The organism is Amycolatopsis sp. NBC_01480 (assembly GCF_036227205.1).
In the GTDB taxonomy this organism is placed as follows: domain Bacteria; phylum Actinomycetota; class Actinomycetes; order Mycobacteriales; family Pseudonocardiaceae; genus Amycolatopsis.
In genome coordinates, this window is the sequence record NZ_CP109442.1 from 404,033 (window position 1) to 422,417 (window position 18,385).

The window sequence follows — 18,385 nt, forward strand, 5'->3', positions numbered from 1 at the left end:
GGCAGACAACACAGCGGTGGCTGAGACCTTATGAAGGCAGAGCCGCCAGGCGAGCCGTAATTCGGTCGATCTCCGCCACCGCAGTTTCCCGGCGCAGCTTGATCTTTTCGATCACCGGGGCCGGGGCCTTGGCGATGAAGGACTCGTTGCCGAGCTTGCCCTCGGTCTGCGAAAGCTCCTTCTCGGCCACGCCCAGGTCCTTCTGCAGGCGCTTGCGCTCGGCGGCGACATCGACCGTGCCGGACAGGTCCAGCTCGACCGTCACGATGCCGGTGGCCAGGGCGACCTCCAGTGAGGCGCTGGCGGAGAAGCCCTCCTCCGCCGGGGTCAGCCGGACCAGCGAGCGGATCGAGTCCTCGTGCCCGGACACCTCCGAGAAGCCCGCGCCCGCAACCCGCGCGGCCACCTTCTGGCCCGGCTTCAGGCCCTGGTCGGCGCGGAAGCGGCGGACCTCGGTGACGAGCTTCTGCACGTCGGCGATCCGGGCGTCGGCCACCGGGTCCGCGTAGCCCTCGAACGGCGTCGGCCACGGCGCGATCACCAGCGACTCACCGCCGGTCAGCGCGATCCACAGCTTCTCGGTGATGAACGGGATGAACGGGTGCAGCAGCCGCAGCACCGTGTCCAGCACGTGCCCGAGCACCGACCGCGTCGCCGCGACCCGCGCCTCGTCGCCTTGGTACAGCTGGACCTTCGCCAGTTCCAGGTACCAGTCGCACAGCTCGTTCCAGGTGAACTGGTAGAGCGCGGCCGCCACCTTGGCGAACTGGAAGTCCTCGAACAGTCCGTCCACTTCGGACACCAGCGCGCCGAGGCGGCCGAGGATCCAGCGGTCGGCCTCGGTCAGCTCCGCCGCGGCGGGCAGGCCGGCCGACACCGAGGCGCCGTTCATCATGGCGAACTTGCTGGCGTTCCACAGCTTCGTGCCGAAGTTGCGGGAGCCGGCGGCCCATTCGTCGGCCAGCGCCATGTCGCCGCCCGGGTTCGCGCCGCGGGCGAGGGTGAAGCGGGTGGCGTCGGCGCCGTACGCGTCCATCCACTCGAGCGGGTCGATCACGTTGCCGCGCGACTTCGACATCTTCTTGCCCTGTGCGTCGCGGATCAGGCCGTGCAGGTAGACGTGGTCGAACGGCTGGACGCCGTCCATCTGCTGCACGCCGAACATCATCATCCGCACGACCCAGAAGAACAGGATGTCGTAACCGGTGGACAGCACGCTGGTCGGATAGAACTTCCGCAGGTCAGCCGAATCGGCCGGCCAGCCCATGGTCGACATCGGCCACAGGCCCGAGGAGAACCAGGTGTCCAGCACGTCCGGGTCCTGCGTCCAGCCCTCGCCCGAGGGCGGCTGCTCGTCCGGGCCCACGCACACGACCTGGTCGTCCGGGCCGTACCAGACCGGGATCCGGTGGCCCCACCACAGCTGGCGCGAGATCGTCCAGTCGTGCATGTTGTCGACCCAGTCGAAGTAGCGCTTCTCCAGCTCGGCCGGGTGGATCTTGGTGCGGCCGTCGCGCACCGCGTCGCCCGCCAGCCGGGCCAGCTCCTCGACCTTGACCCACCACTGCAGCGAAAGCCGCGGTTCGACCACCGTGTCGCACCGCGAGCAGTGGCCCACCGCGTGCACGTACGGCCGCTTCTCGGCGACGATCCGGCCCGCCTCGCGCAGCGCCGCGACCACCGCGGGCCGCGCCTCGAACCGGTCCATGCCCTCGAACGGGCCCGCGACGGTGATCTGCGCGCGCTCGTTCATCACGGTCAGCATCGGCAGGTCGTGGCGGCGGCCGATCTCGAAGTCGTTCGGGTCGTGCGCCGGGGTCACCTTCACCGCGCCGGTGCCGAACTCGGGATCGACGTGCTTGTCCGCGACGATCGGGATCCTGCGGCCGGTCAGCGGCAGCTCGACCTCGGTGCCGACCAGGTGCGCGTACCGCTCGTCGTCCGGGTGCACGGCCACGGCGGTGTCGCCCAGCATGGTCTCCGCGCGGGTGGTGGCGACCACGATCGCGTCGGCCCCGTCGCCGTAGCGGATGGAGACGAGCTCGCCGTCGTCGTCGCTGTGGTCCACCTCGATGTCCGACAGCGCGGTCTGGCACCGCGGGCACCAGTTGATGATGCGCTCGGCGCGGTAGATGAGGCCGGCGTCGAAGAAGTTCTTGAACACCGTCTGCACGGCCTGCGACAGGTTCTCGTCCATGGTGAAGCGCTCGCGCGACCAGTCGACGCCGTCGCCGAGCCGCTTCATCTGGCCCAGGATCTTGCCGCCGTACTCGGCCTTCCACTCCCAGACGCGCTCGACGAACTTCTCCCGGCCCAGGTCGTGGCGGGACAGGCCCTCGCCGGCGAGCTGCCGCTCGACCACGTTCTGCGTCGCGATGCCGGCGTGGTCCATGCCGGGCAGCCACAGCACCTCGTACCCCTGCATCCGGCGCCGGCGGCTCATGGCGTCCATCAGGGTGTGGTTGAGCGCGTGGCCCATGTGCAGGCTGCCGGTCACGTTCGGCGGCGGCAGTACGATCGAGAACGGCGGCTTGTCCGACGTGGCATCGGCCGTGAAGTACCCGGCCGCTACCCAGCGGTCGTACATGGGCGCTTCTTCGGCGGCCGGGTCCCAGGCGCCCGGAAGGTCGGTGGTCTGCTGCGGAGCGTTCTCGGTCACAATGGACAAGTCTACGAACCCGCTTCCGCGGGGTTACGCAGGGGGAAAGGGGTAGCCGGATGACACGCCCGGAAGAGCCGGACGACCGGATCGAGACGCATCCGGACCTCATCGACCCGAACTGGCAGAAACACGCCGAAGTGGACGCCTGGCTGGGCGCGAAGAAGGAGCTGAAGAAGCGCCGCAAGCGTGAGCGCCGCACCGGCACGCCGCAGCGATACGGCGTTCAGGCGGCGCCGAGCCGCTGGCCGGGCATCCTCGCCGTGACGGGCCTGATCGTGCTGCTGGTCGCCGCGATCGTCGTGCACCAGGTCCAGGGCGTCGGCGTGAACGAGCAGTCGGTGCAATACATCTTGAGCCTCGGCGCGCAGACGCCGCCGGTCACGCACCTGTACTGAAGCTTCTCCGCTAAGGCCTCCTTACCCGCGTCCAGCGCCGGCAAGGAGGCCTTAGCGGCGTCCGGGGGAGTTTTCGGCCACATCACCCGAGCCGGGATGCACAGGCCAAGCTACACAGTCTAGACTGTGCACATGGCCACCGTTCCCGCTCACGTCGCCGAGTCCGCCGGCTGGATCCGCGGCGTCGTCGGCCAGCTGCACCGCCGGCTGCGGCAAGTCGACAACGCGGAAATCCTCACGCCGTCGCAGTCGGCCGTGCTGAACCGGCTCGACCGCGAAGGACCCGCCACGCAGGGCGAACTCGCCGCGGCCGAGCACGTGCGGCAGCAGTCGATGGCCGCGACGCTGGCCGTACTCGACGAGCTGGGCTACCTCAGCCGCACCCGTGACCCGGCGGACGGGCGGCGCAGCGTGGTCAGCCTGTCCGGGCTGGGCACCAAGACCGTGCGCGGGATCCACCAGCACCGGAACGAGTGGATCGCGAACGCGCTGGTGGCCGAGCTGAACGCCGACGAGCTGAAGACCGTCCGCCAGGCGCTGCCGCTGCTGCAGCGGATCGCGCAGCACTGAAACCCCACCGTAAAACCGAATCCCGATCGAAGGAGCCGTGACGAGCACCGCCACCACCACCGCACCCGCCCGCTTCGGCGTCCGGCTCGTCACCCCCCTCGTGGCGAGCGCGGTGCTGAACCCGATCAACTCCACCCTCATCGCCGTCGCGCTCGTGCCGATCGGGCAGAGCTTCGGCGCCGGGCCGGGCCGCACGGCCTGGCTGATCTCCGCGCTCTACCTGGCCACGGCGGTCGGGCAGCCGGTGGTCGGGCTGCTGGTCGACCGGTACGGCGCCCGCCGGGTGCTGCTGTCCGGCGCGGCCGTGGTGATGGCCGCCGGAATCGCCGGGCTGGTGCCGGTCTCGGTCGACTGGCTGACCGGCGTCCGCGCGGTGCTCGGCATCGGCACCTGCGCCGGGTTCCCGGCCGCGATGGCCGTGCTGCGCAAGCACGCCGACGCCGCCGGCCAGGGCGTGCCGGCGCGGGTGCTCTCGGTGCTGTCGCTGTCCTCGCAGACGGTCATGGTGATCGGCCCGACGCTGGGCGGGGTGCTGATCGGGCTGTTCGGCTGGCCGGCGATCTTCGCGGTGAACATCCCGCTCGCGGGTATTTCCTTGCTGCTGGCCATCTTCTGGGTGCCGAAGGACGCCCCGGCGCGGCGGGCGGGCGAGCGGCCGGAGCGGATCGACGTGCTCGGCATCGCGCTGTTCTCACTAGCCCTCCTGGTGCTGCTGTTCTATCTGATGGCTCCGGGTATCGGCGATCTGTGGCTGCTCGCGGTGGCCGCCGCCGTCGGCGCCGCGTTCGCGGTGGTCGAGCTGCGCGTCCGGCGGCCGTTCATCGACCTGCGGATGCTCGGCGCGAACCGCGCGATCCTGCGCACCTACCTGCGCCAGTCCCTGAGCTTCATGGCGATCTACGCGATCATGTTCGGCTACGTCCAGTGGCTGGAGGAGGGCCGCGGCTTCAGCGAGTCCGTGTCCGGGCTGCTGCTCCTGCCGATGTCCGCGGTCGCCGTCGGCGCCGCCGCGATGTCCGGCCGCGCGACCGGCGTCCGCGCGCGGCTGCTGGTGGTCGCCGTGGCGCTGGCCGCGGGCTCGGTGGCGCTGCTGTTCGTCACCGACCGGACCTGGCTCGGCGCGCTGCTGGGCCTGGTCGCGCTGTTCGGCCTGGCCCAGGGCCTGACCAGCGTCGCCAACCAGACCACGCTGTACCGCGAGGCCCCGGCCGAGACGATGGGCACGGCCAGCGGGCTGTTCCGCACCGCCCAGTACCTCGGCGCCATCGTGGCCGCCACCGTGATCGCCCAGTGCTACGGCGGGCACGCCGACTCCGGCGGGCTGCACCGGCTGGGCCTGGTGCTGATCGTGGTCAGCGCCCTGCTGCTGGTGGTGACCGTGTTCGACCGCGGGCTGCGGAGCGCTGAACGGGCCGAGCGCGGCCGCCGTGCCGAGCGTTCCTGATCCGGCTGCTTTTGATCGGATAAGCAGATAACAGCGAACCCCGGCTTGGGAAACGGATCATCAAGGCGCACGATGAAGGGCATGACCCGTGAAGCGCCGACGAATGACGTGGACGAGACCCGCCTCGAGGTGGGCAAGCCGAAGGGCTGGGCCGCCGGCATACCGGGCGTCGCGGTCTCCCTCGCCCGCGGCGTCGAGCAGATGGGTGTGGTGCGCACGGCCCGCACGCTGCGGCTGCTGAACCAGCGCGCCGGCTTCGACTGCCCCGGCTGCGCCTGGCCCGAGCCCCGGCAGGTCGACGGCGAGAAGCGCAAGCTGGCGGAGTTCTGCGAGAACGGCGCGAAGGCGGTCGCCGAGGAGGCCACCAAACGGCAGGTCGGACGCGAGTTCTTCGCCGCGCACGCGGTCGCCGACCTGGCCGGCAAGACCGACTACTGGCTGGGCCAGCAGGGCCGCGTCACCGAGCCGTTCGTGCTGCGCGAGGGCGCCACCCACTACGAGCCGATCTCCTGGGACGACGCGTTCGGCCTGGTCGCCGACGAGATGACCGCGCTGGCCGGCCCGGACGAGGCGATCTTCTACACCTCCGGGCGCACCAGCAACGAGGCCGCGTTCCTGTACCAGCTGCTGGTCCGCTCGTTCGGCACCAACAACCTGCCGGACTGCTCGAACATGTGCCACGAGTCCTCCGGCGCGGCGCTGACCACGAGCACCGGCATCGGCAAGGGCTCGGTGTCGCTGGCCGACATCCACCACGCCGACCTGATCGTGGTCGTCGGGCAGAACCCGGGCACCAACCACCCGCGCATGCTCTCGGCGCTGGAGCAGGCGAAGGGCAACGGCGCCAAGGTGATCGCCGTCAACCCGCTGCCCGAGGCCGGGCTGATGCGGTTCAAGAACCCGCAGAACGTGCGCGGGGTGGTCGGCGAGGGCACGCCGCTGGCCGACGAGTTCGCGCAGATCCGCCTCGGCGGCGACCTCGCGCTGTTCCAGGCCGTCGGCCACCTGCTGCTGGCCTGGGAAGAGGAGGCGCCGGGCACGGTCGTCGACCGCGAGTTCGTCGACGGCCACACCCACGGCTTCGAGGACTACGCCAAGAACCTCCGTGAGCTGGACTGGCCCGAGACCGAGCGCGCCACCGGCCTGCCGCGCGAGCAGATCGAGCACATCGCCCGGATGATCGCGACCTCCGAGCGCACCATCTACTGCTGGGCGATGGGGCTGACGCAGCACAAGCACGCCGTGCCGACGATCTCCGAGGTGGCGAACCTCGCGCTGATGCGCGGCATGATCGGCAAGCCGGGCGCGGGCCTGTGCCCGGTGCGCGGCCACTCGAACGTGCAAGGCGACCGCACCATGGGCGTCTGGGAGAAGATGCCGGAGCCGTTCATGGCCGCGCTCGATGCGGAGTTCGGCATCAAGGTGCCGCGCGAGCACGGCTGGGACACCGTCGACTCGATCCGCGCGATGCTCGACGGCCGCGGCAAGGTCTTCTTCGCGATGGGCGGCAATTTCGCCGCGGCCACGCCGGACTCCGAGCGGACCGAGCAGGCCCTGCGCTCGTGCTCGCTGACCGTGCACGTCTCGACCAAGCTCAACCGCTCGCACGTGGTGCACGGCCGCACCGCGCTGATCCTGCCGACGCTCGGCCGCACCGAGCGTGACGTGCAGGCCTCGGGCCCGCAGTTCGTCACCGTCGAGGACTCCATGTCGCAGGTGCACGCCTCGCGCGGGCGGCTGGCGCCGGCGAGCGAGCACCTGATCTCCGAGGTGGCGATCATCTGCCGGCTGGGCGAGCGGCTGCTGGGCGCGGGCCACGCCGTGCCGTGGCGCAGCTTCGAGGCGGACTACGACCTGATCCGCGACCGCATCGCCGCGGTGGTGAAGGGCTGCCAGGACTACAACCGGCGCGTGCGCGAGCCGGACGGCTTCGTGCTGCCGCACGCGCCGCGCGACTCGCGCGAGTTCACCGGCACGGCCACCGGCAAGGGCACGTTCACCGTGTCCGAGCTGGAGTACCCGCACGTGCCCGAAGGCCGGCTGCTGCTGCAGACGCTGCGCAGCCACGACCAGTACAACACCACGATCTACGGCCTCTCCGACCGTTACCGCGGTATCGAGGACGGCCGCCGCGTGGTGTTCGTCAACCCGGACGACCTGGCCGAGCTGGGCATCGCCGACGGCGAGATCGTCGACCTGGTCTCCGAATGGCGGGACGGCGATCGCCGGTCCCCGCAGTTCCGCGCCGTCTCGTACCCGACGGCCCGCGGCTGCGCGGCGGCGTACTTCCCGGAGGCGAACGCGTTGGTGCCACTGGATTCCGTCGCCGAGAAGTCGAACACCCCGGTGTCGAAGGCGATCGTGGTGCGGCTCGAACCGCACCACCACGACTGAGCGGCCGGTCCGGTGGACTCGTGAGTGTTCAGAACGGTTCTAACCGTCATGAACACTCACGAGTCCTTGCTCAGTCGACGCAGTTCTCCCCCGCCGAGGAGATCGGCGCATCGCCGGCCCCGGCCGCGCCGCCGCCCACGGCCACTCCTGTGCCACCACCACTGCCCACGGCGCGCTGGCCGTCACCGCCCCCGGCAGAGGAGCCCGGGCCGGCGTAGACCTGGCCGAGGATGACCTGGATGTGCCCGGCCGGCACGTCCGCGGACTCGGCCGTGGGGAGGCCGCCCAGCAGCTTCGCCACCTGCGCGCCCTGCGTGGCGAGGTCCGCGCCGTACCGCACCACCGAAGTGCGGCGGGCCGGAGCGTTGCCGGTCTGTCCCGGCGTGAAACCCTTGTCCTTCAACGCAGTCGCCACGCGGGCGGCCAGGCCGCTCGCGTCCCCCGCGTTCGACACGTCCACGGTCGGGCCCTGTCCCGCCGTCCCCCCGGGCGGCGCGGCCACGGGCGGGGCGCCGATCAGCCCGGCCGCGAACGCCTTGACCTGCGCGGGATCCACCTGCACGGCCGTCCACGTCGGATGCTGCTTGTTGTAGCGGTAGTCGGGGTTGACCACCGGGATGGTGGAGAACTGGATGCCGCCGCCGGTGATCCCGTGCAGCTGGCCGACGAAGTCCAACAGGTTCCACGAACTGTCGATGACCACGGACTTCTTCACCGCGTCGATCAGGGCGCCCAGTTTGCCCGGGTCGGCCAGCGTGCCCGCGGAGAGCACCTCGTGCGCCAGCGACGCGAGGAAGACCTGCTGGCGCACCACGCGGTCGAGGTCGCTGCGCGGGAGGTTCTTGCGCTGGCGGACGAACGCGAGCGCGTCGGCGCCGGAGACCTTCTGGGGTCCCTTCGGGAAGTTCGCGCCGGAGTCCTCGTCCTTCGTCGCCTCCTTGAGGCACACCTGCACGCCGCCGACGGCGTTGCTGATGTCGTAGAAGCTCAGCAGGTTCACCTCGGCGAAGTGATCGATGGTCACGCCGGTGAGGTCCTCCACCGCCTGCCGGGTCGCGCGGCGCCCGGCGGTCAGGGACCCCTCCCTGATCTTGTCCTTGTCCGTCTCGCCCGCCGCGCGCAGCCGCGAAGCCTCGGCCGCCTTGGCCTTGCCGAAGGCGGAGTTGATCTTGTCCGGCCCGCCCGCCATCTGGACGTAGGAGTCGCGCGGGATGGAGAACGCCTTGATGCTCTCCTGCCCGTTCGGGATGCGCAGCACGATCAGGGTGTCGGTGAGGTCGTCACCGTTGGGCCCGGCGCGCAGCTCCTCCAGCACGTTCTTGGGCAGCGGGTTGCCCTGCATGTCGTCGCGCGAGTCCCGGCCCACCAGCAGGATGTCGAGCGAGCCGTCGGCCGGCTGCTCACCGGGCGTCGTCGGCGCGCCGACGCCGAGCACGTCGCTGCGCGTGACCCCGTCGAGGGAGCTCAGCGTCGAGTAGCCGTAGGCCGTGCCCGCGAAGGTGATCAGCGCCAGCCCTGAAACGACGATCTTTCCTGCTATCCGCACACCCCCCTCGACGTGCCGGGACCCCCGCCTGCTGCATCCGTGACCCAGTTCACATCTCAGCGCAGGTAGGACGCGCCGTTCAGGTCGAGCACCGCGCCCGAGGCCCAGGTCGCCCCGGGCGAAGCCAGGTAGACGACGGCGTCGGCGATCTCGGCCGGCTCCGCGACGCGGCCGAAGGGGCTCTGCCCGAGCACGTCGTCGGTGATCCGGTCGGCGACGCGCTCGGTGGCGGTGAACCCGGGCGCCACCGACGTCACCGCGATCCCGTGCGACGCCAGCGCCACCGCGAGCGACTGGCCCAGCGAGTGCAGCGCCGCCTTGCCCGCCCCGTACGCCGGGTAGTCCGGCTCGCCGCGGAAGGCCCCGCGCGAGCCGACGTTCACGATCCGCCCCGGCGCGCCGCGGGCGATCAGGTGCCGCGCGACGCAGTAGGAGAGGTTGGCCGCGCCGAACAGGTTGACCTCCAGCGTGTCCCGCCACACCCGTTGCCAGTCCTGATAGGACACTTCCGGCACGGGCGTAGCGGTCGCCTGCGTGGTGCCGACGGCGGCGTTGTTCACCAGCACGTCGACGCCGCCGAGACCCTCTTCGGCGGCGTCCGCGATCCGTTGCACCACTTCGGGTTCGGCCAGGTCGCCGGAGACCAGGACGTGCCCGGTCCCGGGCAATGACTCGAGCGTCTCCTCGGCGGCCGCGGCGTTTGATCCATAGTGGACTGCCACTCGGTCACCCTTGGCCGCGAAGGCGGTGGCGATCGCGCGGCCGATGCCGCGGGACGCGCCGGTGACCAGCACGCCGCTCATCGGGCGAACAGCTGCGACTCGTCGCGGAACGCCTTGAACTCCAAGGCGTTGCCCGCGGGATCGTGCAGGAACATCGTCCACTGCTCCCCCGGCTCCCCGGCGAAGCGCTGGTACGGCTCGATCACGAACTCTGTGCCCGCCTCGCGCAGCCGGCCCGCCAGCACGTGGAACCCCTCGACGTCGAGGACCAGGCCGAAGTGCGGCACGGGCACGTCGTGGCCGTCGACCGGATTGCGGCCGGCCTCGGCGCGGGCGCCCGGGACGACGTGCGTGACCACCTGGTGCCCGTGGAAGTCCCAGTCGACCCAGGCGTCGGCCGAGCGGCCCTCGGCGAGGCCGAGCACCCCGCCGTAGAACGCGCGGGCGCGGCCGAGGTCGTCGACCGGGATGGCGAGGTGGAAGGCGGGACGGGCGGCCATGGTGCTCCTTGGGGCAGCGAACGGGGACGGGTCCACCTTGATCTGACGATGTCCAAATGTCAACATTAGCCGCATGGACGTCACATCGCTGGGGAAAGCCGCCCGCCGCGGCCTCGCCGAGGAGGCCGCGGACCGCGTGCGCGACGCGATCTTCGCCGGGCATTTCGCGCCGGGCGCGCCGCTGCGGGAGGTCGAGCTGGCCGCGTCGCTGGAAATCAGCCGCGGCTCGGTGCGCGAGGGCCTGGCCCAGCTCGAACGCGAGGGCCTGGTCCACAGCGGCTGGCACCGTCCCACCACCGTCGTCGAGGTGACGCCTGGCGACGTCGAGGAGGTCTACTCCGTCCGCGCCGCGCTCGACCGCCTCGCCGCCACCACCGCCCGCGCGGGCGCGACACCCGGCGACCTGGCCCGGCTCGACGAGCTGGTGGACACGATGGCGGCGGAGGTCGCCCACGCCGACGGCCCACGCCTGCTGGCCCTCGACATCGCCTTCCACGACCACGTTTACGCGGCCGCGGGCAACCGCCGCCTCACCGACGCGTGGCAGGCGGTGCGGTCGCAGGTGTACTTGTTCCAGCTCCAGCGGGTGTCGCTGAGTCATGACCACTACCGCTCGCGCGTAGTGAGTGAACACCGCGAACTGGCGAACCTGCTGCGCGACGGCGACCCGGACGCGCTGGCCCGGGTCGCCGAGGAACACGTGGACTCCGCTCGGCGCAGCCTGCTCACCGATCTGGCGAAACCCCGACAGACTTGACCCGCCTCAACTGTCCACAGAGGACGTCTCAACCGGTCGCGCCGCCGCCGCGGCCAGTGCCGCCTCGATCCGCCTGTTGCTGGTCATCCCGGCCACCACCACCGTCATCACCGCCAGCACCCCGGCAGCGGCCAGGTACGGCGCACGCAGCCCGGCCACCGACGCCAGCCAGCCGCCCATCACCGCGCCGATCGGGCCGGCCGAGATGGCCACCAGGCGGGACGCCGCGCCGACTCGGCCCATCAGGCGGGCCGGGACGATGGCCTGGCGCACGGACCAGCCGAGCACCATCGTCGCCGCCATCGCGCAGCCGCAGAGGACAAAGGCGGCGCCGGCCCAGATGCCGTTGGTCGCGAAGCCGACCACCAGCATCGCAGCCACCTCGGCCACCACCGTCACCGTGAGCGCGGTCCCGGTGCCCAAGCTCTTCTCCAACGGCCCGGCCAGGAACGCGCCGATCAAGCCGCCGAGCGCCTCGGCCGCGAGCAGCAGGCCGTAGCCCACCGAATGCAGGCCGAGCACATCGCGCGCATACAGCGCTAGCACGGCTTCCGCGCCCGCGTAAGCAAAGTTGCCGACGGCAGGCCGTAGCGCGAGCCCCAGCAGGACCCGGTCTCGCAGCACGTACGACGCACCCTCGCGCGCGTCGGCCCACAAGCTCCGGCCCGGCTCCCGCGGGGGCGGCGGCACCTTCGGCAGCGACCGGATCAGCAAAGCGCTGCCCACGAACGAAACCGCGTCCACCACAAACGGCAGCGTGCGCCCGACCGAGAACAGGAAGCTGCCCGCGGGCGGCCCGAGGAACTGCCCGGCCGCGGTCGACGCGCCGCGCAGGCGGCTGTTCGCCTTACGCAGCAACGTCCGGTCGCGCGCGAGCAGGTCCGGCAGGTACGCCTGCGCGGCCGTGTCGAAGAACAGCTCCCCGACCCCGAGCAGGAAAGCCAGCACCAGCAACGCGGGGATGCCGATCAGCCCCGTCGCCCCGGCCAGCACCGTGACCAGCAGCAGCACCGCCCGCGCGGCGTCCGCGAGCCACATCGTGCGCCGCCGGTCCCAGCGGTCCACCAGCGCGCCGCCGACCAGCCCCAGCACGGGGTACGGCAGCAGCGCCGCCACCGTCACCAGGCTGACCACCACGGGGTCGCTGCTCAGCGCGACGGCGAACAGCGGCAGCGCGGCCATGTACGCGCCGTCGCCCAGCGAGGAAACCGTTGCGGCCGACCACAGGCGCCCGAAGGCGCGCGGCATCTTGGGCTCGGTCATCAGGCCGCTCCAGGGCCGGGGCGGAAGAACGCGATCGCGGCGGTGGCCGCCGGCTCGTCCGGGTCACGCGCGTCCCGCAGCTCGTCGAGCAGCTCGCCGAGGCGTCGTTCGAACTCCGCGAACTGCGCCTCGCCGATCCGGCTGTGCTGCATCCGCACCCAGCGCGGCGAGCCCTCCGGCGCGGTCTCCAGGTCGGCGAGCGCGTGCCGCATCAGCACGTCGCCCTGCCCCGGCGCGGGTTCCGGCAGCTCGATCCGGCGCGCGACGTGCGCGTAGTACCGCTCTACCACCCCGCGCACCTTCCGCGTGCGCACGACGTGGATCAGCCCGGCGCGCTCCAGCACGCGCACGTGGTAGCTCGAGCTGCCCTTCGCCAGCTCGAGCCGCTCGGCGATCTGCGTGATCGTCGCCGGCCCGTCGCGCAGCACCGCGAGCACGCGGTGGCGCACCAGATTGCTGACCGCCCGCAGCTGTTCCGTGGTCCGGACGTGGACGGTCTCGTCCGGCGGTGTGTAGTCGTCCCCAGTCATGGGAATCAATGGTCAACGAGTCTTGACCATTCGTCAAGTGAAAAAGCCCCCGGAACGGATCCGGGGGCTTTTCGCGCGTCCGGCTCAGCCGCCGAAGAGGGTGACGACCTTCAAGATCAACTCGTACACGCCGTAGACGAACGGGACCAGCACCCACAGCCACGCGATGACCAGCAGGGCCGTGCGCGCGCCCGAACGCGCCACCACGGGCTCTTCCGAAGGTGCGCTCACCAAGCCTCACTCCCCACCTGGTCGACGCCCACGGGCTCGTGGAACTTCTCCTTGACCGGCCGCACGAACTCGTTCGCGATGAAGCCCACCACGAGCAGCGCGATCATGATGTAGAACGACGTCGCGTACAGGTCCGGCCCGGACTTGCCGGCCGACTTCTCGCTGTCCGCGATGCCGTCGACGATCAGCGGGCCGAGCACGCCGGCCACCGACCACGCGGTGAGCAGCCGGCCGTGGATCGCGCCCACCTGGTAGTTGCCGAACAGGTCCTTCAGGTACGCCGGGAGCGTCGCGAAACCACCGCCGTAGAAGGAGAGGATCAGCATGGCGCAGAGCACGAACAGGACCTTCGACGAGTTCGTGGTCAGCGCGATGACCAGATACAGCAGGGCGCCGACGCCGAGGTAGAAGCGGTAGATGTTCTTACGCCCCACCAGGTCCGAAGTGGACGACCAGACGAACCGGCCCAGCATGTTCGTCAGTGACAGCATCGCGACGAACCCGGCGGCCGCCGCGGTGCCGACCGGGGTCGAGGTGTTCTTGAAGAAGTCCCCGATCATCGGCGCGGCCTTCTCCAGGATGCCGATGCCAGCGGTCACGTTGAGGCACAACACGATCCACAGGCACCAGAACTGCGGCGTCTTGAGCGCGTTGGCCGCCGAGACGTTGCCGGCGGAGATCATCGCCTTGGCCTGCACGGCCTTCGGCTCGAAGCCCCGCGGCTTCCAGACCTCGGCCGGCACGCGCACGATCAGCACGCCCATGGTCATGAACACCGCGTAGACGATGCCGTGGATCAGGAACGCGGTCGCGATGTCGCCGGTGGTGGGCGCGGTGCCGAGCATCGCCGAGGACCACGGCGAGGCGATCAGCGCGCCACCGCCGAAGCCCATGATCGCGATGCCGGTGGCCATGCCCGGCCGGTCGGGGAACCACTTGATCAGCGTCGACACCGGGGAGATGTAGCCGATGCCGAGCCCGATCCCGCCGATGCCGCCGTAGCCGACGACCACCAGCCAGAACTGCCCGGTCGCCACGCCGAGCGCGGAGACCAGGAAGCCGGCGCCGAAGCACACGGTCGCGACGAACATCGCCCAGCGCGGGCCGTTCTTCTCGACCAGGGTGCCGCCGAATGCCGCCGAGAGCCCGAGCATCACGATGCCGAGCTGGAACGGCAGGCCGGACTGGGTGCCCGAGAGGTGCATGGTCTTCTCGAGCGGGGTCTTGAAAACGCTCCACGCGTAGGCTTGGCCGATCGACAGGTGGATCGAAAGCGCCGCCGGCGGGACCAGCCAGCGCGTCCAGCCGGGCGGTGCGACGATACGAGAGCGGGCCAGGAAGCCGATGGCCATCGTCAGACTCCTCCGAACTGTGGGTGGTTCAGGGAATGTATTACCAAATTCCCGGCGTTGCACCGTCTGAATGTCGTACGTTCGGGCCGAGTTCCGAGGAGAGGTGGACAAATGGGTCGGGTCACCGTGCGCCGTCCGGTGCGCAAGATCACCGCCGACGGTGAGCGCCGGCGGCCGGATTCACTGGCCGCCGAAGAGCCGCTGGAGCTTCGGGTCGGCGGGAAAGCGCTGGCAGTGACCATGCGCACGCCGGGGCACGACGTCGAACTGGCCCACGGCTTCCTGCTCTCGGAAGGCGTGCTCGGCTCCCGCGAGGACGTCTCGACCGCCCGCTACTGCGACGGCGTGGACGATCAGGGAAGAAATACTTACAACGTCCTGGATGTGACACTCGCACCTGGAGTGGCTCCACCCGAGACAGGCGTGGAGCGGAACTTCTACACCACCTCCTCGTGCGGCGTCTGCGGCAAGGCCGCGCTGGACGCCGTGAAGCTGCGCAGCCGGTTCTCCCCCGCCGAGTCCACTTTCGCGGTGAAGACCGACGTGCTGGTGAAGCTGCCGGACCGGTTGCGGGAGCAGCAGAAGGTGTTCGCCTCGACCGGCGGGCTGCACGCCGCCGCGCTGTTCGACCCGGACGGCGAGCTGCTGGTGGTCCGCGAGGACGTCGGCCGGCACAACGCCGTGGACAAGGTGCTCGGCTGGGCGCTGCAGTCCGGCCGGATTCCCGCGCCCGGCCACGGATTGCTGGTCTCCGGCCGCACCTCCTTCGAGCTGGTGCAGAAGGCCGCGATGGCCGGCATCGGATTGCTGGCCGCGGTGTCCGCGCCGTCCTCGCTGGCCGTGGAGCTGGCGGAGGAGAACGGCATGACGCTGATCGGCTTCCTGCGCGGCGACAGCCTGAACCTCTACACCGGCGACCACCGGGTGCTGACCTAGGCCGTCAGTCCGGCCACAAAGTCCTGACGGCGTCCGGAAAACCGGCCACCCCACGCGGTCCGAGCAGCGCCAGGTTGAACAGGAACCCGGGCAGGATCGACAGGATCACCTGGGCGAGCGCGTCCGCGGGCGCCCCGGCCCAGGTGCCGTCCCGCTGCCGCGCGCGGACGAGCGCGGCCACGTCCGCGCCCATGGCGACGGTCGCCGCTTCCAGCCGCTCGGCCAGCTCGGGATTGCGCAGGGCTTCGGACCAGACCATCAACGCCATCGCGGCCAGCTGCCGGTCGCGGTGCCGTTCGACGACCGCGGTCAGCAGCTCCGCCATCACCTGACCGACGCCGCGATCGCCGTCGCCGCGGGCCAGCGCAGTGGTCAGGACCTCCGCGACGTCGTCCAGATTCTGGGCCGCGACGCCGACGATCAGGTCCTCCTTCTTCGGGAAGTACCGGTAGACCGCGCCCGCGGACTTGCCGGCCTCGGTGAACACGTCCTGCATGGACGTGCGGTGGAAACCGTTGCGGACAAAGCAGCTCCGCGCCGCCGCCAGGATCTCGGCGCGCTGGTCGTCCTTGTACTGCTGGCTCACCCGCGGCATGGGCCCGTCCTCCCCGGCCGGTTTGACAACCCGGCGCGGCCGAGCCTACCGTAAAAGAAAGCGGACGTCCGTCCTCTTTTATCGCCCAAGGAGGATCACCATGCCGATCACCCCCGTCCCGGCGGTCACCATCACCCCGGTCGCGCACTTCCCGAAGGGCTACTTCCTGGAGAACCTCGCGGTCCGCGCCGACGGGTCCGTGCTCGTCACCACGGTCATCCAGCAGGAGCTCTGGCTCGTGCCGGGCACCGCGCCGGCGACCCCGGTTCTGGTGCACCGCTTCGACTTCCCGGTCACCGGCGTCGTCGAGGCCGAGCCCGACGTCTTCCTGGTCAGCGTGACCGCGGGCTACACCACCCACGAATCACACCTGGTGCGGATCGACCTCAACGGCTGGACGCCCGGCGAGCCGGTCGCCCCGGAAATCATCCTCACTTTCGACGACCGCGTCCGCGCGCTCAACGGGAGCTGCCTGCTCGGCCCCCGGGTGCTCGCCGTCGCCGACTGCTTCGCCGGGCTGATCTGGCGGGTCGACCTGGACGAGGGCGCGCGGCACGCGACCGCCCGGGTCTGGCTGGCCCACGACACCATGGCGGACGACCCGGACGGCGAGGTCGCGCCGCCGCGGCAACCGGGCGTCAACGGGGTTCGTTACAGCGCGCGGACCGGATACCTCTACTACACCTCGACCGCGCAGCAGGTGTTCATGCGCGTCCCGGTCGACCCGGCGACGCTCGATCCGGCCGGGAGCCCCGAATTCGTCGCCGCGATCGACAACGCCGACGACTTCTGCCTCGATGAGGAAGCCGGATTCGCTTATGTCACCAGGCATCGCGCCAACACGCTCGACCGGGTGCCGCTGGCCCCGCGGCACGGCAGCGAGGTCCGCCACCTCGCCGGCGACCCGTTCGACGAGCTGCTGGCCGGGCCGTCCAGCGCCGCCTGGAGCCGGGACCCCGGCCGGGTCATGTACGTGACCACGGACGGCGGCACCACCGCGCCGCCCGGCGGGATCGTCCGCGAGGCCATGCTGCTGCGCGTCGAACTGCACACAGTGGACAATCCTAACTAGACGGGACCCAGTTCCCGTGGAACCCGTGCGGCACCCGGTCCGGCAGGTGCACCGTCGCCACGGTCTCCAGCGTCGCCGCGTCCAGCAGCGAAAGCTCACTGCGGTGGGTGGCGGCGTCGAACACGAAGCCCATCAGCACGCCCTCGTCCTCGGCAGCGTCCACATGGGACGGGATGAACACGAACTCGCCCGGCCGGCGGCCCGCGCCGAACGAGCGCGCCGACGAGGATCCCTTGGCCAGGTCGTGTTTGTACAGTTCACCGGAGCCGCTGGACCCATTGTCGGTCGCCACCGCGTACCCGTACCGGTGCGGCAGCCCGACCAGCCGCTCGTCGACCCGCGGGAATTCCTGGCCGTGCTCGTCGAGGCGTTCCTCCAGCACCTTCCCGGCGGACAGCTCGACGGTCCACCGGTCCAGCGTCGGCGTGCCCCGCTCGGGGCCGCGCAGCTCCCGGTCGAACATCTTCGGGTGCCGGACCACGTCGAGCACCACCCGATCACCCTCGTCGTAGGCGTTGAGCGGGTGGAAGACGTAACACGGCCCCACGTCGAACCAGCGGACGTCGCCGTTGCCCCCCTCGCGCGGCATCACCCCGACCCGCGCCGGGTAACGCGGGTTCCAGCGGTACGGCAGTGAGCTGACCCCGCGCCCGGCCATGGCGCGCAACGGATCCGGGGCGCCCACCGCCACCGGCGCCTGGTCCGGGTCGAAGGTGACCGGCAGGTCGTAGAACACCACATACCGCTCGGTGAGGGAGAAGTCGTGCATCATCGGCGCCCCGGCCACCTCGATGTCGACGACCCGGCGGGCCCGGCCGTCGGTGCCGATCACGCTGTACTGCACCTGGTTCCCGAGCCCGAAGCGGTACGAGACGGCGTGCAGCTCACCGGTGCGCGGATCCCGTTTCGGGTGGGCGGTGTAGCCGCCGGTCAGGGTGCCGTCGAAATCGCACGGGCCGACCGTGTCGAGTTCCTCGGTCAGCTCCCACTGCGGCAGCCCGCCCTCCACCAGCGCGAGCGTGCGGCCGGCGTGCCCGATCACGTTGGTATTGGCGCCGGGGCCGGTGCTCGGGCCGGCGTCGGGCTCCCCGAGCAGCCCGGCGAGGTGCGGGGTGCGGATCCAGCGGTTGCGGTACCACTCGGCGCGGCCGTCGCGCAGCCGGACGCCGTGGACCATGCCGTCGCCGAGGAACCAGTGGTAGCTCTCCGGGTCGGTGCCGGGAGGTGGATTGGGGCCGTTGCGCAGATAACGGCCGTCCAGGTACTCGGGGATGTGCCCGGTCACCTCGAGCCGCGTGCTCGTGTGCTCGTGGCCGACCGGGGCGTAGTTGTCTTCGAGGAACTGGTTGACCATCGTGCCCTCCCAAGCCATAACCCTGTTATGGAACTCAGGTATAACAGGGTTATGCGATACTG

Annotated in this window: 17 protein-coding genes; 7 read left to right on the forward strand and 10 right to left on the reverse strand. The window is 70.9% G+C overall.

Going from position 1 to position 18,385, the window contains the following annotated elements; genetic code table 11:
* Nucleotides 1-28: 28 nt before the first annotated feature.
* Nucleotides 29-2,659, reverse strand: coding sequence for a valine--tRNA ligase (locus tag OG371_RS02030; protein ID WP_329064930.1), 2,631 nt, complete (start codon nt 2,657-2,659; stop codon nt 29-31).
* Between the two features lie 59 nt (nt 2,660-2,718).
* Between OG371_RS02030 and OG371_RS02035 the strand changes: the two genes are divergently transcribed.
* The 4 genes from OG371_RS02035 to OG371_RS02050 all read left to right on the forward strand — a co-directional run bounded on the left by OG371_RS02035 (nt 2,719) and on the right by OG371_RS02050 (nt 7,465).
* Nucleotides 2,719-3,057, forward strand: a complete 339-nt coding sequence (locus OG371_RS02035) for a hypothetical protein (RefSeq protein ID WP_329064932.1) — start codon at nt 2,719-2,721, stop codon at nt 3,055-3,057.
* Between the two features lie 132 nt (nt 3,058-3,189).
* A complete protein-coding gene (locus OG371_RS02040) occupies nt 3,190-3,627 on the forward strand; it encodes a MarR family winged helix-turn-helix transcriptional regulator (RefSeq protein ID WP_329064934.1) in 438 nt (145 codons plus the stop codon).
* 100 nt (nt 3,628-3,727) lie between these two features.
* Nucleotides 3,728-5,071, forward strand: a complete 1,344-nt coding sequence (locus OG371_RS02045) for an MFS transporter (RefSeq protein ID WP_329072881.1) — start codon at nt 3,728-3,730, stop codon at nt 5,069-5,071.
* Between the two features lie 81 nt (nt 5,072-5,152).
* Nucleotides 5,153-7,465, forward strand: a complete 2,313-nt coding sequence (locus OG371_RS02050; protein WP_329064937.1) for an FdhF/YdeP family oxidoreductase — start codon at nt 5,153-5,155, stop codon at nt 7,463-7,465.
* Between the two features lie 70 nt (nt 7,466-7,535).
* On the opposite strand, the gene OG371_RS02055 is transcribed toward OG371_RS02050, so the two are convergent.
* From OG371_RS02055 to OG371_RS02065, 3 genes are read right to left on the reverse strand one after another with little or no spacing between them, the layout of a single operon-like run.
* Nucleotides 7,536-9,011, reverse strand: coding sequence for an LCP family protein (locus OG371_RS02055; protein ID WP_329064939.1), 1,476 nt, complete (start codon nt 9,009-9,011; stop codon nt 7,536-7,538).
* Between the two features lie 56 nt (nt 9,012-9,067).
* Entirely contained in the window at nt 9,068-9,814 is a 747-nt protein-coding gene (locus OG371_RS02060; protein WP_329064941.1) for an SDR family NAD(P)-dependent oxidoreductase, read from the reverse strand.
* On the reverse strand, nt 9,811-10,233 hold the full coding sequence (locus tag OG371_RS02065; RefSeq protein ID WP_329064943.1) for a VOC family protein: 423 nt from the start codon (nt 10,231-10,233) through the stop codon (nt 9,811-9,813). Before OG371_RS02065 ends, OG371_RS02060 begins: the two co-directional genes overlap by 4 nt.
* A gap of 73 nt (nt 10,234-10,306) precedes the next feature.
* Between OG371_RS02065 and OG371_RS02070 the strand changes: the two genes are divergently transcribed.
* A complete protein-coding gene (locus OG371_RS02070) occupies nt 10,307-10,990 on the forward strand; it encodes a GntR family transcriptional regulator (RefSeq protein WP_329064945.1) in 684 nt (227 codons plus the stop codon).
* A 6-nt stretch (nt 10,991-10,996) separates the two neighbouring features.
* Here OG371_RS02070 and OG371_RS02075 read toward each other — a convergent pair whose 3' ends face one another.
* From OG371_RS02075 to OG371_RS02090, 4 genes are all read right to left on the reverse strand, one after another.
* Nucleotides 10,997-12,253, reverse strand: a complete 1,257-nt coding sequence (locus OG371_RS02075) for an MFS transporter (RefSeq protein ID WP_329064947.1) — start codon at nt 12,251-12,253, stop codon at nt 10,997-10,999.
* Complete coding sequence (locus tag OG371_RS02080) at nt 12,253-12,783, reverse strand: ArsR/SmtB family transcription factor (protein WP_329064949.1); 531 nt, start codon at nt 12,781-12,783, stop codon at nt 12,253-12,255. Before OG371_RS02080 ends, OG371_RS02075 begins: the two co-directional genes overlap by 1 nt.
* Before the next feature lie 84 nt (nt 12,784-12,867).
* A complete protein-coding gene (locus OG371_RS02085; protein WP_329073470.1) occupies nt 12,868-13,014 on the reverse strand; it encodes an MFS transporter small subunit in 147 nt (48 codons plus the stop codon).
* Nucleotides 13,011-14,366, reverse strand: coding sequence for an L-lactate MFS transporter (locus OG371_RS02090; protein WP_329064951.1), 1,356 nt, complete (start codon nt 14,364-14,366; stop codon nt 13,011-13,013). The genes OG371_RS02085 and OG371_RS02090 overlap by 4 nt, the downstream gene beginning before the upstream one ends.
* A gap of 111 nt (nt 14,367-14,477) precedes the next feature.
* Between OG371_RS02090 and fdhD the strand changes: the two genes are divergently transcribed.
* The gene (fdhD, locus tag OG371_RS02095; protein WP_329064953.1) at nt 14,478-15,302 is read left to right on the forward strand and encodes a formate dehydrogenase accessory sulfurtransferase FdhD; all 825 of its coding nucleotides are present in this window, start codon (nt 14,478-14,480) and stop codon (nt 15,300-15,302) included.
* Between the two features lie 4 nt (nt 15,303-15,306).
* On the opposite strand, the gene OG371_RS02100 is transcribed toward fdhD, so the two are convergent.
* Nucleotides 15,307-15,897, reverse strand: a complete 591-nt coding sequence (locus OG371_RS02100) for a TetR/AcrR family transcriptional regulator (RefSeq protein ID WP_329064955.1) — start codon at nt 15,895-15,897, stop codon at nt 15,307-15,309.
* A 100-nt stretch (nt 15,898-15,997) separates the two neighbouring features.
* On the opposite strand from OG371_RS02100, the gene OG371_RS02105 reads away from it, so the two are divergent.
* A complete protein-coding gene (locus OG371_RS02105; RefSeq protein WP_329064959.1) occupies nt 15,998-16,969 on the forward strand; it encodes a hypothetical protein in 972 nt (323 codons plus the stop codon).
* Here the strand turns inward: OG371_RS02105 and OG371_RS02110 are convergent.
* Nucleotides 16,962-18,323, reverse strand: coding sequence for a carotenoid oxygenase family protein (locus OG371_RS02110; protein WP_329064962.1), 1,362 nt, complete (start codon nt 18,321-18,323; stop codon nt 16,962-16,964). The genes OG371_RS02105 and OG371_RS02110 overlap by 8 nt on opposite strands.
* Nucleotides 18,324-18,385: the final 62 nt, after the last annotated feature.

What these genes read in the sequence shown, in the direction of transcription:
- OG371_RS02090 (WP_329064951.1), bottom strand. Translation starts at nt 14,366, where the DNA reads ATGGCCATCGGCTTCCTGGCCCGCTCTCGTATCGTCGCACCGCCCGGC.
- OG371_RS02100 (WP_329064955.1), bottom strand. Translation starts at nt 15,897, where the DNA reads ATGCCGCGGGTGAGCCAGCAGTACAAGGACGACCAGCGCGCCGAGATC.
- OG371_RS02050 (WP_329064937.1), top strand. Translation starts at nt 5,153, where the DNA reads ATGACCCGTGAAGCGCCGACGAATGACGTGGACGAGACCCGCCTCGAG.
- OG371_RS02060 (WP_329064941.1), bottom strand. Translation starts at nt 9,814, where the DNA reads ATGAGCGGCGTGCTGGTCACCGGCGCGTCCCGCGGCATCGGCCGCGCG.
- OG371_RS02105 (WP_329064959.1), top strand. Translation starts at nt 15,998, where the DNA reads ATGCCGATCACCCCCGTCCCGGCGGTCACCATCACCCCGGTCGCGCAC.
- OG371_RS02070 (WP_329064945.1), top strand. Translation starts at nt 10,307, where the DNA reads ATGGACGTCACATCGCTGGGGAAAGCCGCCCGCCGCGGCCTCGCCGAG.
- OG371_RS02065 (WP_329064943.1), bottom strand. Translation starts at nt 10,233, where the DNA reads ATGGCCGCCCGTCCCGCCTTCCACCTCGCCATCCCGGTCGACGACCTC.
- OG371_RS02080 (WP_329064949.1), bottom strand. Translation starts at nt 12,783, where the DNA reads ATGACTGGGGACGACTACACACCGCCGGACGAGACCGTCCACGTCCGG.
- OG371_RS02040 (WP_329064934.1), top strand. Translation starts at nt 3,190, where the DNA reads ATGGCCACCGTTCCCGCTCACGTCGCCGAGTCCGCCGGCTGGATCCGC.
- OG371_RS02110 (WP_329064962.1), bottom strand. Translation starts at nt 18,323, where the DNA reads ATGGTCAACCAGTTCCTCGAAGACAACTACGCCCCGGTCGGCCACGAG.
- fdhD (WP_329064953.1), top strand. Translation starts at nt 14,478, where the DNA reads ATGGGTCGGGTCACCGTGCGCCGTCCGGTGCGCAAGATCACCGCCGAC.
- OG371_RS02035 (WP_329064932.1), top strand. Translation starts at nt 2,719, where the DNA reads ATGACACGCCCGGAAGAGCCGGACGACCGGATCGAGACGCATCCGGAC.
- OG371_RS02075 (WP_329064947.1), bottom strand. Translation starts at nt 12,253, where the DNA reads ATGACCGAGCCCAAGATGCCGCGCGCCTTCGGGCGCCTGTGGTCGGCC.